This is a genomic window from Actinomadura fulvescens, from assembly GCF_039533225.1.
Classification (GTDB): Bacteria; Actinomycetota; Actinomycetes; order Streptosporangiales; family Streptosporangiaceae; genus Spirillospora; species Spirillospora fulvescens.
Genome location: NZ_BAAATD010000001.1, coordinates 749,467 through 764,757, shown reverse-complemented (window position 1 = coordinate 764,757; position 15,291 = coordinate 749,467). Strand labels below are relative to the sequence as shown.

The following is a 15,291-nucleotide window of genomic DNA, read 5'->3' as shown; positions in this document are numbered from 1 at the left end:
ACCGTTACATGGATACCGGTTCGGCCGTATCGAGTCACGGGCAGTTAGGGTGTGCTCGTTTCTTCGCCCCGCACCGGATTCGGAGCACGGTAGATGTCGCACGCCAAGACCGCCGGGACCACCGACGGCCCGCCGCCCGCGGGCGGCCCGCGCGGCCCGCTGGACAGGTTCTTCGACCTGACCGGACGCGGGACCACCGTCGCCCGCGAGCTCCGCGGCGGCGTCACCACGTTCTTCGCGATGGCCTACATCATCCTGCTCAACCCGATCATCCTGGGCGGGGCGAAGGACGTCACGGGCGCGAGCCTGTCGATCCCGCAGCTCACCACCATGACGGCGCTCTCGGCAGCGATCGCCACCGTCATCATGGGCCTGGTCGGCAACACGCCGCTCGCGGTGGCCGCGGGCCTCGGCATCAACGCGGTGGTCGCCTTCCAGGCGGCGCCGGTGATGACCTGGCCGCAGGCGATGGGCCTGGTCGTGATCGAGGGCGTCATCATCGTGCTGCTGGCCGTCTCCGGCGTACGGGAACGGATCATGAACGCGATCCCGCTGGCGCTCAAGCACGCGATCGCGGTGGGCATCGGCTGCTTCATCGCGCTCGTGGGCCTGATCGACGCGGGTTTCGTGACCTCCAGCGACCAGAGCCCGCCGCTCGCCCTCGGCACCGGCGGCCACCTGCAGACGTGGCCGGCCGTGGTGTTCGCGTTCTCCCTGGTGCTCATGGTCGTGCTGTACGTGCGGAAGGTGCCGGGCGCGATCCTGATCGGCATCGTCGCCGCCACCGCGCTGGCCGTGATCATCCAGGAGAACGCGTCGATCCGCGAGGGCGGCTGGGGCGTCGTCACCCCGGACATGCCCGACAAGCTTTTCGCCGCTCCCGATTTCGGCCTGTTCGGCCAGGTGGACCTGTTCGGCGGGTTCGGGCGCGCCGGGGTCATCACCGCGCTCGTGGTGCTGTTCACCCTCGTGCTCTCGGGCTTCTTCGACGCCATGGGCACGATCCTCGGCATCAGCGACGAGGCCGGGCTGGTCAACGAGCGCGGCGAGGTGCCGAGGCTGGGCCGTGTCCTCACCGTGGACGGGCTGTCGGCCTCGCTGGGCGGCGTCACCAGTTCCTCGGCCAACACCGTCTTCGTGGAGTCGGCGGCCGGGGTGGGCGAGGGCGCCCGCACCGGACTGGCCAACCTCGCCACCGGCGCGCTGTTCACCGTCGCGCTCTTCCTGACCCCGCTGGCCGCGGTCGTCCCCGCCCAGGCCGCCGCGCCGGCACTGGTGCTGGTCGGCGCGCTGATGATGACGCAGGTCGCCAAGCTCGACTGGAACGACCTGGGCATCGCCGTCCCGGCGTTCCTCACGATCATCTTCATGCCGTTCACGTTCTCGATCACGATCGGCATCGGCATGGGCGTGGTGAGCTACGCCGTCGTCCAGGCCGCCCGGGGGCAGTGGCGTGCGGTCTCCATCTGGCTCTGGCCGGTCGTCGTGCTCTTCCTGCTCTTCTTCGCCATCAGCCCCATCGAGGACTGGCTGGGCGTGAAGTAGACGGATCGGCCCCACGGCCCCGGCCCCACGGCCGCGTCGTCAGCGGACGTTCGGGGCGGCGAAGAGGTCGTACAGGTCGTCCAGCCGTATCACCAGCAGCGCGAGGACGGCGGCGGAGACGGCCGCGAGCGCCATCCCGGCGGGAGGCGGTGAGCCGACCGTGGAGGCGGCGGCCAGACCCGCCACCGCCACGCAGACGAGCAGCGCGTTGCGCGCGACGTGCCGCCATCCGATGGGGGCCGTGCTCGCGCCGAAGCACCGGCACGAGGTGCTCACCCCGCCGCGGAGCGCGGCGGCCATGGCCACGCCGAACGCGGCGAGCAGCGCGGCGGCCAGACCCAGCCCGGCCACGGCCGTGACCGGGGCCAGGACGAGCGGCACCGCCGCGACCTCCGCCGCGACGACGACGCGGCCCGTCCACACGGCGGCCGTGCGGCCCACCTCGCGCCGCCGCAGGGCCGCGGCGAGCAGAACGCGGGTCGTCCGGGTGAACTCGGTGAACGCAGCCCGGCCGCGCAGCTTGCCGGCGGCCGAGACGGCGAAGATCAGGCAGATCAGGACGCGGGCCCCGAACGCGACGTACTCCACCGGGCGATCATGAATCCGGGCGGGACGGGAGTCAAGAGGTGGGAATCGGGTTCCTCGCGTACTCCAATTCGAACGCCGCCGACGAAGTTCTGGGTGTCAAATAGTGCCGTCATGGCGTAAGCAGAAGGTAGGGCCTTACCCCCCTGCGTGAAAGGCTGGCAGTTGGTGTCCGCGGACAATCCCCCCGATCCGCCCCCGCGCGGTCACGTGCTGCTCGCGCCGGACAGGTTCGCGGGGACGCTCACCGCGCCCGAGGTGGCCCGCCATCTCGCCATCGGGCTGCGCCGCGCCCGGCCCGCGGTGCCCGTCGTCGAGCTGCCGGTCGCCGACGGCGGGGACGGCACCGCCGAGGCCGCCGTCGTGGCGGGCTACCGGCGGGTCGAGGTGGAGGTGTGCGGGCCCACCGGCCGCCCCGTCACCGCCGCCCTGGCGATCGACGGGCGCACCGCGGTGGTGGAGCTCGCCCAGGCCTCGGGACTGCGGCGGCTTCCCGCCGGCAAGCCGGCGCCGCTCACCGCGACCAGCCTGGGCACCGGTCAGCTGGTCGCGCACGCGCTGCGGCTGGGAGCGCGGCGGATCGTGCTGGGCCTCGGCGGCGGCGCCTGCACCGACGGCGGCGCGGGCCTCGTCCAGGGCCTCGGCGGCCGGCTGCTCGACGCCACGGGCCGGGACCTGCCGCCGGGCGGCGCGGCGCTGCGTTCGCTGCACGCCCTGGACCTGCGCGCGCTGCCCGACCTGTCCGGCGTCACGATCGTCCTCGCGGGCGACGGCGTCGAACCGCTCTTCGGCCGCAACGGCGCCGCCGCTTCGTCGTTGGGGCAGCACAGCCCGCGCAGGGGCGCGAGCAGGGAGGAGATACGGATTCTCGAGGCGGGCCTGCGCCGCTGGGCCGACCTGGCCGAGGCGGCGTCCCGCAGACCCACCCGCGACCGGCCCGGCGCGGGCGCGGCCGGGGGCGTCGGGTTCGCGGCCCTGACGTTCCTCGGCGCCCGGTTCGAGCCGGGCATGGCCCTGCTGCTGGAGCTGCTCGGATTCGCCGACAAGGCCCGGGGCGCGCGGCTGATCGTCACAGGCGAGGGCACGCTCGACGTCCAGACGCTGCGCGGCAGGCCGTCGGTGGGGGTGGCCAGGGCCGGAGCGCGGGCCGACGTGCCGGTGGTGGCCGTGGCGGGGCGGCGCGGGCTGACCGGCGAGCAGCTGCGCCGGGCCCGCATCCAGGCCGCGTACGTGCTCACCGACATCGAGCCCGACCCCGACCGGTGCCGGCGCCAGGCGGGCCCGCTGCTCGAACAGCTCACCGTCGCGATCGCCGACGAATGGCTGCCGCCGCGCGGCCCGCGCGTTTAAGATCGTTCCAACGCGAACTGAACAGGGGAACTGCCGATGGCGGAGCAGCAGTACGACTGGGCGTCCATGGGAATCGACGTCTCCAAGCCCAGCATCGCCCGGGCGTACGACGTGGTCTTGAACGGCAAGGACAACTTCGAGGTCGACCGGGCGTTCGTCCGTGAGATCGTCAAGGTCGTCCCCGAGATCTACGACGTCGCCGCGTACAACCGCGAGATCCTCGGCCGCGGCGTGCGGTACCTGACCGCCGAGGCGGGCATCCGCCAGTTCCTCGACATCGGCTCCGGCCTGCCGACGGTGGAGAACACCCACCAGGTCGCGCAGGCCACCGCCGCCGACGCGCAGGTCGTGTACGTCGACAACGATCCCATCGTGCTCGCGCACGGCCGGGCCCTGCTCGCCGAGAACGACCGGACCACGGTCGTGACCGCCGACGTGCGCGAACCGGCGAAGGTGCTGGCGAACGCCGAGGTGCGGCGCCTCATCGACTTCGACCGGCCGGTGGCCGTGCTGCTCGTCGGCATCCTGCACCACCTGCACGACGACGAGGGCCCGCAGGAGATCGTCGACACCCTGATGGACGCGGTGCCCTCGGGCAGCCATCTGTTCGTGACGCACTTCTGCGCGTCCAGCCAGGAGGCGCGCGACGCCGAGGCCCAGTACCTGTCCCTGCTCGGCACCGGACGGTTCCGTACCCCCGAGGAGATCACCGCGTACTTCGCCGGTCTGGAGCTCCTGGAGCCCGGCGTGGTGCCCCTGCCGCTGTGGCGGCCGGACGGCGACGTGCCCGCGGATCTGACGGTGGGCCAGCGGCTCATGTACGGCGGTATCGCCCGTAAACCCTGACCTCCGGTCGCAAGGCCTCCGTTCGCAGACCCCGCTCCGCCGCCGGCCCGGCCACCGGACCTGCGGCGGTTTACATCATGTTAGGAATGCGGGGAATGCCGGTACACGTTGAACATGGCAGAGGGATGGCGCCGCACCGCACCCTGTAGGCGTACATCCTGGTCAGCTCCCTGGTCAACGACGACCACGGGTACCGTCGGAGGACATCGTGAAGGTCGGCGTTCCGCGTGAGATCAAGAACCACGAATACCGGGTGGCCATCACCCCCGCGGGGGTGCACGAGCTCGCGCGCCACGGGCATGACGTGTTCGTCGAGCGCGGCGCGGGCCTGGGCTCGCAGATCCCGGACGAGGAGTTCGCCGGGGCGGGGGCCAAGATCCTCGACGGGCCCGACGAGGTGTGGGCCGAGGGCGACCTGATCCTGAAGGTCAAGGAGCCCATCGCCGACGAGTTCCACCGGATGCGCCGCGGCCAGACCCTGTTCACCTACCTCCACCTCGCCGCCTCCCGCGAGTGCACCGACGCGCTGCTGGAGTCCGGGGTGACCGCCATCGCCTACGAGACGGTCCAGCTGCCCAGCCGCTCGCTGCCCCTGCTGGCCCCCATGTCCGAGGTGGCCGGCCGGCTCGCGCCGCAGGTGGGCGCCTACAACCTGATGCGCTTCAACGGCGGCCGCGGCGTCCTGCCGGGCGGCGTCCCGGGCGTCGCCCCCGCCAAGGTCGTCGTCATCGGCGGCGGCGTCTCCGGGCTCAACGCCGCCCAGATCGCCGTCGGGATGGGCGCGGACGTCACGATCCTGGACGTCAACGTCGACCGGCTCCGCCAGATCGACGCCATCTACCAGGGCCGGCTCAAGACCCTGGTGTCGAACGCCTACACCGTCGAGCAGGAGGCCCGCGCCGCCGACCTGGTGATCGGCGCCGTGCTGATCCCCGGCGCGAAGGCCCCGACCCTGATCTCCAACGCCCTGGTCGCGCACATGAAGCCCGGCTCGGTGCTGGTCGACATCGCGATCGACCAGGGCGGCTGCTTCGAGGACTCCCGGCCCACCACGCACGCCGACCCCACCTACAAGGTGCACGAGTCGGTCTTCTACTGCGTGGCCAACATGCCGGGCTCGGTGCCCAACACCTCGACGTACGCGCTGACCAACGTCACGCTTCCGTACGCCGTGGCGATCGCCGACAAGGGCTGGCAGCAGGCGCTCCGCGACGACCCCGCGCTGGCACTCGGCCTCAACACCCACAACGGCCGGCTGACCTACGACCAGGTGGCCGACGCCCACGGCCTCGGCTTCACCCCGGTCTCCGAGGTTCTCGCCTGACCCCCGTACAGTGAGACCCCATGGGGGAACTGATCATCCTGCGGCACGGCGAGACCGAGTGGAGCCGGGACCGGCGCCACACCGGTCGGACCGACCTCCCGCTCACCGCGCGCGGTGAGGAGCAGGCCCGTACGGTGGCTGCGCTGATGGCGGAGCGGCATCCCGTCCACGTCGTCACCAGCCCGGCCGAACGCGCCCGCCGCACGGCCGAGCTCGCCGGGCTGACGGTGGACGACGTCGATCCCGATCTCTGGGAGTGGGACTACGGCGGCTACGAGGGCATCACCAGTGCCGCCATCCGCGAGGAGCGGCCGGGCTGGTACCTCTGGGACGACGGCGTGATCCCCGGCGACGCTGACCATCCGGGTGAGAGCGTCGAGCGGGTCGGCGAACGCGTCGACGCGGTGCTGGCGCGGGTCCGGCCGCTGCTGGCCGACGGCGACGTGGCCCTGGTCGCGCACGGCCACGTGCTGCGCGTCCTCACGGCGCGCTGGCTGGGGCTGGAGCCCGCCCAGGGACGGCTGTTCGCGCTGGACACCGGCACGGTCTCCACGCTCGGCACCGAGCACGACCGGCCCGTGATCACGTCCTGGAACGTCCCGCCACCGGCGTAGCCCCACCGGCGTAGCTCCCACTGGCGCAGGCCCCGCCACCGGCCCGAGCGGGTAGGATACCCCCTGGGGGGTAACGCCGCTCCGGCGGGCGTTCACGGGCAGGCACCCCTGCCGAAGCAGGCATGGATTGCGAGGGCGACGATGGCGACCGACACTCCGACCCGCGGCTACACCGCCACCAAGGACCAGCTCCAGACCCGGCTGCGCCGGATCGAGGGGCAGGTCCGCGGCATCGAGCGGATGGTCGAGGACGACCGTTACTGCATCGACATCCTGACCCAGATCAGCGCCATCCAGGCGGCGCTCGACAAGGTCGCGCTCGGGCTGCTGGACGGGCACGTGCGGCACTGCGTGGCCGAAGGCGCCGAGGAGGGCAAGAGCGACCTCATGTCCACCGAGCTGATGGCCGCGGTGGGCCGTCTCATGCGCCGCGGCTGACCTTGTGACGGACGCTCGTCGACGCGGCGTGTCTCACGAGGCCATCGACCAGGTGGTGATCGCCTCCTGGTGCTCGCGGGTGAGCTCGCGTGCGCGCTTGGCGTCCGGCGAGTACCGGTACCGGTCCGGCAGGACCCGCGTGGTGCGGTAGAGGCCCTTGAGGGTCAGCGTCGCGGCGAGGTCCGAGGTCGGGAGGCCGGGCAGCCCGTACATCCGGCGCGCCCAGCGCGGCAGCGTGGAGACGACCAGCATCCCGATGCCCGGCGCCGCCAGCTTGAGCGGCAGCAGCTGCCGCGGCACGTTCGGGTTGAACATGCGGCGCAGCCCCACGCGGGCCTCCCTGCACGCCCAGATCCGCGGGCGCATCCCCTCGTAGTACTCCTTCATCTCGGCCACCGAGGCCGGGACGACGGCGGGATCGAGCCCGACCACCTCGGCGGCGCGCCGCTGCTCGTCGACGAACCGGTCGGCGTCGGCGGCCGACAGCGGCACCCCGGCACGGCGGGCGACGTCCAGGTAGGAGTCGACCTCGCCCAGGTGGACCCAGAGCAGGTTCTCCACGTCGTCGACACGGAAGGTCTCGCCGGTGCGCATGTCGAGCCCGGTCAGCTTGGAGTGCAGCTTGCGGACCCGGCGGCCGACGCGGTCGACCTCGGCCTGCGTGCCGTAGGTGCGGACGCGCACGAACTCGACGGTCCTGCTCAGCCGCGCCCACGCGGCCTGCGGGTCCATGAGCTCGGAGTTCTGCGCGGTGCCCCACATCGACCGCGGATGGAGCGCCTGCAGCAGCAGCGCCCGGACGCCGCCGACCACGAGCACCGGCTCGCCCATGATCCGCCAGGTCACCGAACCGGGCCCGAACAGCCCGTAGTCGTCGTCATCCACCTGGTCCGCCTTTCGCCTCGGCCGGCCCCTCGCTCAGGTCAGCCCGCCCCGCGGCCGAGGGAATCACACCGGTCGAGGTAATTAAAGACTTATTGCCCAGGTATGACCTGCGTCACACCGCCCCGCGGTGCGCCGCGGTGCGGTGTCAGTCGACCGCGGCGTCGTCGACGGCCTCGTCCTCCTCGCCGGGCTCGGTCTGCTCGGACACCCAGGCGAGATAGTCCATGCTGCCCGCCACCACGGGCGTCGCGATGATCTCCGGGGTGTCGTAGGAGTGCCCCTCGGTGATGAGGGTCGCCAGCTCGTCGAACCGGTCGGCGGTGGTCTTGAAGACGACCATCCACTCCTCGGCGTGCTCGATCTCGCCCTCCCACCAGTACGTGCTGGCGATGGGCCCGACGAGCTGCGCGCAGGCCGCGAGGCGGTCGGCGACCGCCACCTTCGCCAGCTCCGCCGCCTCCGACCGTGCGTCGGTGGTCGTGGTCACCTGAACATACGCCTGCGCCATGGCAAGCTCCTTCCCCCCACTAGCGATCGTAGTCGGGCTCGGGTTCGCCTACCTGGCGGGATGTACGACGAGCGCGGCGCCTCCGCCGCGGCGGACGGGTTCCGCGACCGCCTGGACCAGGCCGGGGCGCAGGAATTCGAGTCCGGTGGCGGCGCCGATGACGCCGGCGGGCGGCCCCGGGGCGGTTTCCAGCCGGTGGCCGCGCGCGGCGAGCGCCTCGCCGTACAGCTTGATGAACGCCGGTTCGGCGAGGACCGCCGGCGTGTTGCGCTGGGTCGCGCGCGGCGCGGCCAGGGCCGTGGGCAGGTCCATGCCGAGATCGATCCGGTTGAGCAGGATCTGCAGCACGGTCGTGATGATGGTCGAGCCGCCGGGCGTGCCGACCGCGAGCATCGGGCGGCCGTCCTTCAGCACGACCGTCGGCGCCATGCTGCTGCGCGGCCGCTTGCCCGGTCCCGGCAGGTTGGGGTCGGGTGCCGCGCCCGGCGCGGGCGGCTGCAGGCTGAAGTCGGTGAGCTCGTTGTTGAGCAGGAACCCGCGGCCCGGCACCGTCAGCCCGCTGCCGCCGAACTGCTCGATGGTGACGTTGTAGGCCACGACGTTGCCCCACTTGTCGGCGACGACGAGGTGGGTGGTCTGCGGGCCCTCGTACGCCAGGGCGCGCGTCGACTGTCCCGGCGGGATGCACGGGGTGTAGCGCCCGTCGGGCGAGCCGGGCGCCACCGGGGCCTCGGCGGCCTGGCCGGGCTTGATGAGGCAGGCGCGCTCGCGGGCGAACCCGCTGGAGAGCAGTTCGTCAAGCGGCACGTTCACCTTGGCCGGGTCGCCGACGTACCGGCCACGGTCGGCGTAGGCGAGCTTGCTCGCCTCCAGGTAGTAGTGCAGCGTCCGTGCCGTGTCCTTCGGGCCGAGCCGGAAGTTGCTCAGGATGTTGAGCGCCTCACCGACGGTGGACCCGCCGGACGAGGACGGCGGCATCCCGTACACGTCCAGGCCGCGGTAGGTGACGCGGGTGGGCTTCTTCGACAGCGCCTTGTAGGCCCGCAGGTCGCGCGTCTCCATCAGGCCGGGGCGCACGGTGCGGGTGGACGCCGGGTCGACCGGCGGCCGCTTGACCGTCGCGGCGACCTCACGGCCGAGCCCGCCCTCGTACAACCAGCGCGGCCCGCGCTTGCCGAGCTCGCGGTAGGTGCGCGCCAGGTCGGGGTTGCGGAACGTCGAGCCGACCTCGGGCAGCCTGCCGCCGGGCAGGAACAGGGCGCGGGACGGCGGGATGTCGCGGAACCGCGCCTCGTTGACGGCGGTCTGGTCGCGGAACTCCTGGTCGACGACGAAGCCGCGCTCGGCGAGCTTGATGGCGGGCTTGAGCAGCGTGCGCAGGTCGCGGCTGCCGAAGCGGCGCAGTGCCAGCTCCCACTGCGCGACCGTGCCGGGCACGCCGACGCTCAGCCCGCTGGTGACGGCCTGGTCGAACGGGATCGCCTTGCCGGTGGCGGGGTCGACGAACGACGTCGCGGTCATCCTGCCCGGCGCGGTCTCCCGGCCGTCGAGGGCGTGGACCCTGCGGCTCCTGGCGTCGTAGTAGGTCATGTAGCCGCCACCGCCGATGGCGGCCACGTACGGCTCGGTCACGCCCAGCGTCGCGCTCGCCGCGACCGCCGCGTCCATCGCGTTGCCGCCGCGCCGGAGCACCTCGATGGCGGTGCGGCTGGCGTCCGGGTCGACCGTCGAGACCGCGCCGCCGTAGCCCGTGGCCACCGGCTGCCGCGTCGGCGGCGCGGGCGGCGCGGCGGGCGCGGCGGGGGCGGCCGAGGCCGGTGGGAGCGGGGCGACGAGGGCGAACGCGAGAACGGGCGCGGCCATCACCGCGGAACGCCGCCAGTTCGTGCTGCGGGACACGGAACCTCCTGGAATGCGCGACGCCACCACCGTCCCATCGATCTCCGCCCGCCGCCACCGCCCCGGCCGACCCCGGCCTCGCGGGATCGCTCCCACCCGACGACACATGTCCGAATCAAGGGAAGACGTTGCGGTTTTACCTCTACCTGGTGAATTCTTAGGAACTTCAACAAGCTCTGTCTCGCGAACAGCGGCGCGGGTTCAGGCCAAGGGATACCTATGACCTGGGACATCCGCATGCGTAACGACATGTTCCGACGGTTGCCGGTGGAGCAGGCGACCGGACAGCTCTACGGGGGCCGGCACCGGCTGCGCGTCGTCTACCGGACCCGTGACCTCATCGTGCTCGGACTGGGCGTCATGATCGGCGCGGGGATCTTCAAGGTCGCGGGCCAGCAGGCGGTGAACAACGCGGGCCCGGCGGTGATCGTCTCGTTCGCCGTGGCGGGGGTGGTCTGCCTGCTGGCGGCGCTCTCCTACGCGGAGCTCTCCTCCATCATCCCGGTCGCGGGGAGCGCGTACTCCTTCAGCTACGTCGCGTTCGGCGAGGTGTGGGCCTGGGTGGTGGGCTGGTCGCTCATCCTCGAACTGCTGCTCGCCGCCTCTGTGCTGGCGCGTGCCTGGTCCCTCTACGCGACGCAGACGCTCGCCGACTTCGGCGTCCCCATCCCGGAGCCCCTCGCCGGGATCATCGGGCAGGAGAAGGGGTTCGACCTCTTCGCGCTCCTGATCCTGCTCCTGGTCGTGGTGATGCTGGCGACCGGCAGCCGGCTCGGCCTGCGCACGCTCTGGTACATGGTGATGGCCAAGCTGATCGTGCTCGGACTCGTGATCGCGACCGGGCTGAAGTTCTTCCAGCCGGCCAACCTCACCCCGTTCGTGCCGCCCGCCAAGCCCGCGCCGGACACCAGCAGCCAGACCGTCCTGGACGCGATCTGGAACGGCATGACCGGCGGCGCGCCGCAGGTGTTCGGCGTCTGGGGCATCCTGGCCGCGACGCCCGCGATCGCGTTCGGCTACATCGGCTTCGACCTGATCGCCACCGCGTCGGAGGAGACCGAGGACGCGCCGCGCAAGGTGCCGCGCGGCATGATCGTCTCGCTGGCCGTCACCATCGTGCTCTACATCGGCGTCGCCATCGCCATGGTCGGCATGATCTCCTACAAGAGCCTGGATCCGGACAAGCCGCTGCTGGCGGTGGCGTTCGGCAAGGTCGGCGCCGAGTCGATGAACAAGATCATCGACGTGGGCGTGGTGCTCGGCCTGACCACCGTCATCCTGGTGCTGGTCATCAGCCTCACCCGGGTGGTCTTCTCCATGGGGCGCGACGGCCTGCTCCCGCGCGGCGTCGGCGCGATGAGCCGATTCAAGGTGCCGTCCCGCGCGACCCTGGTGGCCGGCGGCGCGGCGATCGTGATGTCGCAGACGCTGGACGTGCTCACGCTGGAGCAGATGGTCGTGATCGGCACGCTGTTCGCGTTCCTGTTCGTGGCGGCGGCGGTGCTGGCGCTCCGCCGCGACCGGCCCGACCTGCACCGGCCGTTCAAGGTCCCGGCCGCGTCGCTGACCGTGCTGGTCACGATCCTGGCGATCGGCTGGCTGATGCTCAACCTGCAGGTCCAGACCTGGGGTTACTTCGCGGTCTGGATGGCGATCGGGATGATCGTGTACGTCGCGTACGGGCGCCGCAAGAGCCAGCTGCGCGAGCTGCTGAAGACGGCGGCCGCCGGTCCGCCCCTGATGCACGCCGCGGCGCCGCTCGCCGCTCCCCCGCCCGGTTCGTACCCCACGTCCGCCACACCGGGAGGTACGCCGGTCGCCCGCTCGCAGACGACGGGAGCGTTCGCCGCCGACCCGTACCACTTCAGCGCACGCCCGCGCGACCCGTACCCGAACGGCTCGCACGCCAACGACCCGTACATGAACGACCCGTACCCCAGTGACTCCTACCAGAGCGGCTCGTACCAGAGTGACTCCTACCAGAGTGACTCCTACCGGCAGCCGTCGCGCCAGCCCGGCCAGCAGCCGCCAGAGCAGTACCCGACCGGGCAATACCCGACCGGCCAGTCCCTCACCGGCCGTTTCCCGTCCGGCGAGTACCCGGTCGATCCGTACCAGAGCGGGCCGCACCGCCGCCCGCCGTTCCGTCCCCCGTACTCGAACGACCCCCAAGCGAACGAGCCCTACTCGAACGAGCCGGGAGACGAACATCCCGACCCGCCGCCGCCAGGCGGGCGGCACCGCCGCTAGACGACAAAGGCCAGAGGCCGTCTCCCGGAGAGGGAGGCGGCCTCTGGCCGTTCTGTGCCACCCGAAGGACTGGACGCACGGCACAGCCCCGGGTTATGTTCTTCTCATAGCGAGATTTACTCACACTGAGACCTACTCAGAGGGAGATCAACACGATGACCCCGGATCCGCGGCGCGACGAGCGGGAGTTCCTCGCGAACTACGACCCCCGCGACTACGACCCGGTCGCGGTCACCGTGGACGTCGTGGCGCTGACCATCCGCGACGGCGGCCTGAGCGTGCTGCTCGTCCGCCGCGGCAACGCCCCGTACGCCGGGATGTGGGCACTGCCCGGCGGCTTCGTCCGGGGAGTGCGCGACGCGGAGGACTTGCCGGACGCCGCGGTCCGGGAGCTGGCCGAGGAGACCGGGGTCAGCGCCAAGGGCGGTGTGCTCGGCCGCGTCCACCTGGAGCAGCTGGGCACCTACGGCGACCCGGGCCGGGACCCGCGCATGCGCGTCATCTCCGTCGCCTATCTGGCGTTCGCCCCCGAGCTCCCCGACCCGGAGGCGGGCAGCGACGCCGTCGACGCCGCCTGGGTGCCGGTCGACGCGCTCGGCCTCACCGAGGCGGCCGAGCAGCGCCCCGGCACGACGCGCAGGCTCGCCTTCGACCACGCGCGAATCCTGAGCGACGGCCTCGAACGCGCCCGCGCCAAGCTCGAATACACGCCGCTTGCCACGGCCTTCTGCGCGGGCGAGTTCACGGTCCCCGAACTGCGGGCCGTGTACGAGGCGGTCTGGGGCGAGGAACTGCACGCCGGCAACTTCCACCGGAAGGTGCTGTCGGTCCCCGGCTTCGTGGAGAGCACGGGCGGCACCTCCGACAAGGGCGGCCGGCGCGGCGGTCCCCGGCCCAAGCTCTACCGCGCGGGCGACGCCCGCCTCCTGCACCCGGCCCTGCTGCGGCCCAGCCGAGAGGAAGAGATCAGATGACGGCACCTTCCAGGCCACCCCTCGAACTCGACGACGCACTGGCACGGCTCGACCGCGTGCGCACTCCCGCCGACCTGTTCGGCGCCGACACCGCCGAGGCCGCGCGGACCTACCGGCGGCTGGCCCGCCTGGTCCATCCGGACGCCACCGGCGGCCGCACCCGCGACGCGTTCACCCGGCTCAACTCACTCTGGCGCACCTACAACCGCGCCGACGCGGCCACGATGACGACCCGCCGCCACTCCTACCGGCTCGGCGGCACGAAGGCGGAGGGCGACCTCGCCAACCTCTACGCCGCCTCGTACGACGACGGCGCGCGCCAGGCGGTCGTCAAGCTGCCGCGCGACCCGCGCGACAGCGACCTGATCGAACGCGAGGCGGTGGCGCTGCGCCAGCTCCCCGAGGACGGCGACGAACGGTTCCGGGCGTACGTGCCGCGGCTCGTCGAGACGTTCCGGCACCGCGACGCCGCCACCGGCGAGCAACGGCAGGCCAACGCGATCGGCGCGCTCGACGGCTTCCACAGCCTCGCCGAGGTGCGGGCCGCCTATCCGGACGGGGTCGATCCGCGCGACGCGGCCTGGATATGGCGGCGGCTGCTGGTCGCGCTCGGGTTCGCGCACCGCGCGGGCGTCCTGCACGGCGCGGTGCTGCCCGAGCACGTGCTCATCCATCCGGAGAAGCACGGCCTGGTGCTCGTCGACTGGTGCTACTCGGTGCCCGGCTGCTACTCCTACGCCGACGCCACGGGCCGCGTGCCCGCCATGGTCGACCGCTACGCGTCCTGGTACCCGCCGGAGGTGCCGGCACGGCAGCAGGCAAGCGTCGCCACCGACGTCTACATGGCGACCCTTTGCATGGCCGAGCTCATGGGCGACTCCGGCGCCGGCGCCGGAACAGGCCGTACGGGCAACGTGCCCAAGCCGATGCGGTTGTTCGCCAAGGGCTGCCTGCTCACCTCGCAAAAGCGCCGCCCGAACGACGCCTGGCGGCTGCTGGGCGAGCTCGACGAGCTGCTGGAACGTCTGTACGGGCCGCGCCGGTTCCGCCCGTTCCACATGCCCGATCCCACACCCGACCCAAGGTGATCTGAAGGAGTACCCATGGGAAGCGGATACTGGTCCACCGACGTCTACTCCGCCGCGGCGAGCTATCGCGCGGCCACCGGTGCGAGCGCCTTCGCCTACAGCGACGGCGGCGCCACCACGGTCCATCCCAGCCTCGACCCGTACGGCGTGACCGTGCGGGAGAGCAGGGACTCGGCCGACCATCCCGAATCGCTGGCCATCGCGGTGCTGTTCGACGTCACCGGCTCGATGGGCACGGTGCCCCGCACGCTGCAGGCCAAGCTGCCCGACCTGCTCGGGCTGCTGCTGCGCAAGGGCTACGTCGAGCACCCGCACATCCTGTTCGGCGCGGTCGGCGACGCGACGTGCGACCGCGCCCCGCTGCAGATCGGGCAGTTCGAGGCGGACAACCGCATGGACGACGACCTCGGCAGGATCTACCTCGAAGGCGGAGGCGGCGGGCAGCTGACCGAGTCGTACGAGCTCGCCATGTACTTCATGGCCCGGCACACCTCGATCGACTGCTACGAGAAGCGCGGCAAGCGCGGCTATCTCTTCATGATCGGAGACGAGCTGGCCTATCCCAAGGTCAGCCGGCGTGAGGTCGCCGAGGTCATCGGCGGCGGGCGGGGCGAGGACGTCCCTCTTGAGGAGATGCTGCGCGAACTGCAGCGCAAGTACGAGGTCTACTTCATCATCCCGGAGGGCGCCTACCACTCGCAGAGCCGGAAGCTGAAGGACTTCTGGCAGGGCCTGCTGGGCCAGCACGTGCTCTACCTCGACGATCTGGACGCCGTCTGCGAGACCATCGCGCTCACGGTCGGGCTCGCCGAGGACGCCATCGACCTCGACCAGGGGCTGGAGCACCTCGACGAGTTCGGTTCCGCCGCCGGCGCCTCGGTCTCGCGGGCGCTCGGGAGGCTGGACGCGAACCGCTCCCCGGTCGCGTCGTCCGCCCTCCCGGCCGACCTGCGCGCCGCGCCGCCGGCCACCACCCGGCTGTAGC

14 protein-coding genes are annotated in these 15,291 nt (G+C 72.1%); 10 read left to right on the top strand and 4 right to left on the bottom strand.

Annotated elements, in window-relative coordinates; all coding sequences use genetic code 11:
* Positions 1-93 precede the first annotated feature (93 nt).
* Positions 94-1,545 (top strand): NCS2 family permease, encoded by a 1,452-nt coding sequence (locus ABD333_RS03575; protein ID WP_344537607.1) that lies wholly within the window; start codon positions 94-96, stop codon positions 1,543-1,545.
* A gap of 39 nt (positions 1,546-1,584) precedes the next feature.
* On the opposite strand, the gene ABD333_RS03570 is transcribed toward ABD333_RS03575, so the two are convergent.
* Positions 1,585-2,133 (bottom strand): MauE/DoxX family redox-associated membrane protein, encoded by a 549-nt coding sequence (locus tag ABD333_RS03570; RefSeq protein WP_344537605.1) that lies wholly within the window; start codon positions 2,131-2,133, stop codon positions 1,585-1,587.
* Between the two features lie 165 nt (positions 2,134-2,298).
* Here ABD333_RS03570 and ABD333_RS03565 point away from each other — a divergent pair, with 165 nt between their 5' ends.
* From ABD333_RS03565 to ABD333_RS03545, 5 genes are all read left to right on the top strand, one after another.
* Positions 2,299-3,480, top strand: a complete 1,182-nt coding sequence (locus tag ABD333_RS03565) for a glycerate kinase (protein ID WP_410558606.1) — start codon at positions 2,299-2,301, stop codon at positions 3,478-3,480.
* Positions 3,481-3,516: 36 nt separating this feature from the next.
* Entirely contained in the window at positions 3,517-4,326 is an 810-nt protein-coding gene (locus ABD333_RS03560) for an SAM-dependent methyltransferase (RefSeq protein ID WP_344537602.1), read from the top strand.
* 208 nt (positions 4,327-4,534) lie between these two features.
* On the top strand, positions 4,535-5,650 hold the full coding sequence (gene ald, locus ABD333_RS03555) for an alanine dehydrogenase (protein WP_344537600.1): 1,116 nt from the start codon (positions 4,535-4,537) through the stop codon (positions 5,648-5,650).
* Positions 5,651-5,670: 20 nt separating this feature from the next.
* Positions 5,671-6,264, top strand: a complete 594-nt coding sequence (locus tag ABD333_RS03550) for a histidine phosphatase family protein (protein WP_344537598.1) — start codon at positions 5,671-5,673, stop codon at positions 6,262-6,264.
* A 141-nt stretch (positions 6,265-6,405) separates the two neighbouring features.
* On the top strand, positions 6,406-6,702 hold the full coding sequence (locus ABD333_RS03545) for a metal-sensitive transcriptional regulator (RefSeq protein ID WP_344537597.1): 297 nt from the start codon (positions 6,406-6,408) through the stop codon (positions 6,700-6,702).
* A gap of 33 nt (positions 6,703-6,735) precedes the next feature.
* Here ABD333_RS03545 and ABD333_RS03540 read toward each other — a convergent pair whose 3' ends face one another.
* From ABD333_RS03540 to ggt, 3 genes are all read right to left on the bottom strand, one after another.
* Entirely contained in the window at positions 6,736-7,587 is an 852-nt protein-coding gene (locus tag ABD333_RS03540; protein WP_344537595.1) for an oxygenase MpaB family protein, read from the bottom strand.
* A gap of 145 nt (positions 7,588-7,732) precedes the next feature.
* Positions 7,733-8,095, bottom strand: a complete 363-nt coding sequence (cutA, locus tag ABD333_RS03535; protein WP_344537593.1) for a divalent-cation tolerance protein CutA — start codon at positions 8,093-8,095, stop codon at positions 7,733-7,735.
* A 48-nt stretch (positions 8,096-8,143) separates the two neighbouring features.
* Positions 8,144-9,994, bottom strand: a complete 1,851-nt coding sequence (gene ggt / locus ABD333_RS03530; protein ID WP_344537591.1) for a gamma-glutamyltransferase — start codon at positions 9,992-9,994, stop codon at positions 8,144-8,146.
* 237 nt (positions 9,995-10,231) lie between these two features.
* Here ggt and ABD333_RS03525 point away from each other — a divergent pair, with 237 nt between their 5' ends.
* The 4 genes from ABD333_RS03525 (at position 10,232) to ABD333_RS03510 (ending at position 15,290) form a co-directional block, all read left to right on the top strand.
* Positions 10,232-12,244 (top strand): APC family permease, encoded by a 2,013-nt coding sequence (locus ABD333_RS03525; protein ID WP_344537589.1) that lies wholly within the window; start codon positions 10,232-10,234, stop codon positions 12,242-12,244.
* Between the two features lie 155 nt (positions 12,245-12,399).
* Positions 12,400-13,218 carry an NUDIX hydrolase gene (locus ABD333_RS03520; RefSeq protein WP_344537588.1) on the top strand — a complete coding sequence of 273 codons (819 nt, stop codon included), beginning with the start codon at positions 12,400-12,402 and terminating at the stop codon, positions 13,216-13,218.
* Positions 13,215-14,306, top strand: coding sequence for a molecular chaperone DnaJ (locus ABD333_RS03515; RefSeq protein ID WP_344537586.1), 1,092 nt, complete (start codon positions 13,215-13,217; stop codon positions 14,304-14,306). Before ABD333_RS03520 ends, ABD333_RS03515 begins: the two co-directional genes overlap by 4 nt.
* Positions 14,307-14,321: 15 nt before the next feature.
* Positions 14,322-15,290, top strand: coding sequence for a hypothetical protein (locus tag ABD333_RS03510; protein ID WP_344537584.1), 969 nt, complete (start codon positions 14,322-14,324; stop codon positions 15,288-15,290).
* Position 15,291 lies beyond the last annotated feature (1 nt).

Bases quoted from the DNA above. Each gene is read 5' to 3' on its own strand.
- ABD333_RS03575 (WP_344537607.1), top strand. From the start codon at position 94: ATGTCGCACGCCAAGACCGCCGGGACCACCGACGGCCCGCCGCCCGCG.
- ABD333_RS03560 (WP_344537602.1), top strand. From the start codon at position 3,517: ATGGCGGAGCAGCAGTACGACTGGGCGTCCATGGGAATCGACGTCTCC.
- ABD333_RS03550 (WP_344537598.1), top strand. From the start codon at position 5,671: ATGGGGGAACTGATCATCCTGCGGCACGGCGAGACCGAGTGGAGCCGG.
- ABD333_RS03545 (WP_344537597.1), top strand. From the start codon at position 6,406: ATGGCGACCGACACTCCGACCCGCGGCTACACCGCCACCAAGGACCAG.
- cutA (WP_344537593.1), bottom strand. From the start codon at position 8,095: ATGGCGCAGGCGTATGTTCAGGTGACCACGACCACCGACGCACGGTCG.
- ABD333_RS03525 (WP_344537589.1), top strand. From the start codon at position 10,232: ATGCGTAACGACATGTTCCGACGGTTGCCGGTGGAGCAGGCGACCGGA.
- ABD333_RS03520 (WP_344537588.1), top strand. From the start codon at position 12,400: ATGACCCCGGATCCGCGGCGCGACGAGCGGGAGTTCCTCGCGAACTAC.
- ABD333_RS03515 (WP_344537586.1), top strand. From the start codon at position 13,215: ATGACGGCACCTTCCAGGCCACCCCTCGAACTCGACGACGCACTGGCA.
- ABD333_RS03510 (WP_344537584.1), top strand. From the start codon at position 14,322: ATGGGAAGCGGATACTGGTCCACCGACGTCTACTCCGCCGCGGCGAGC.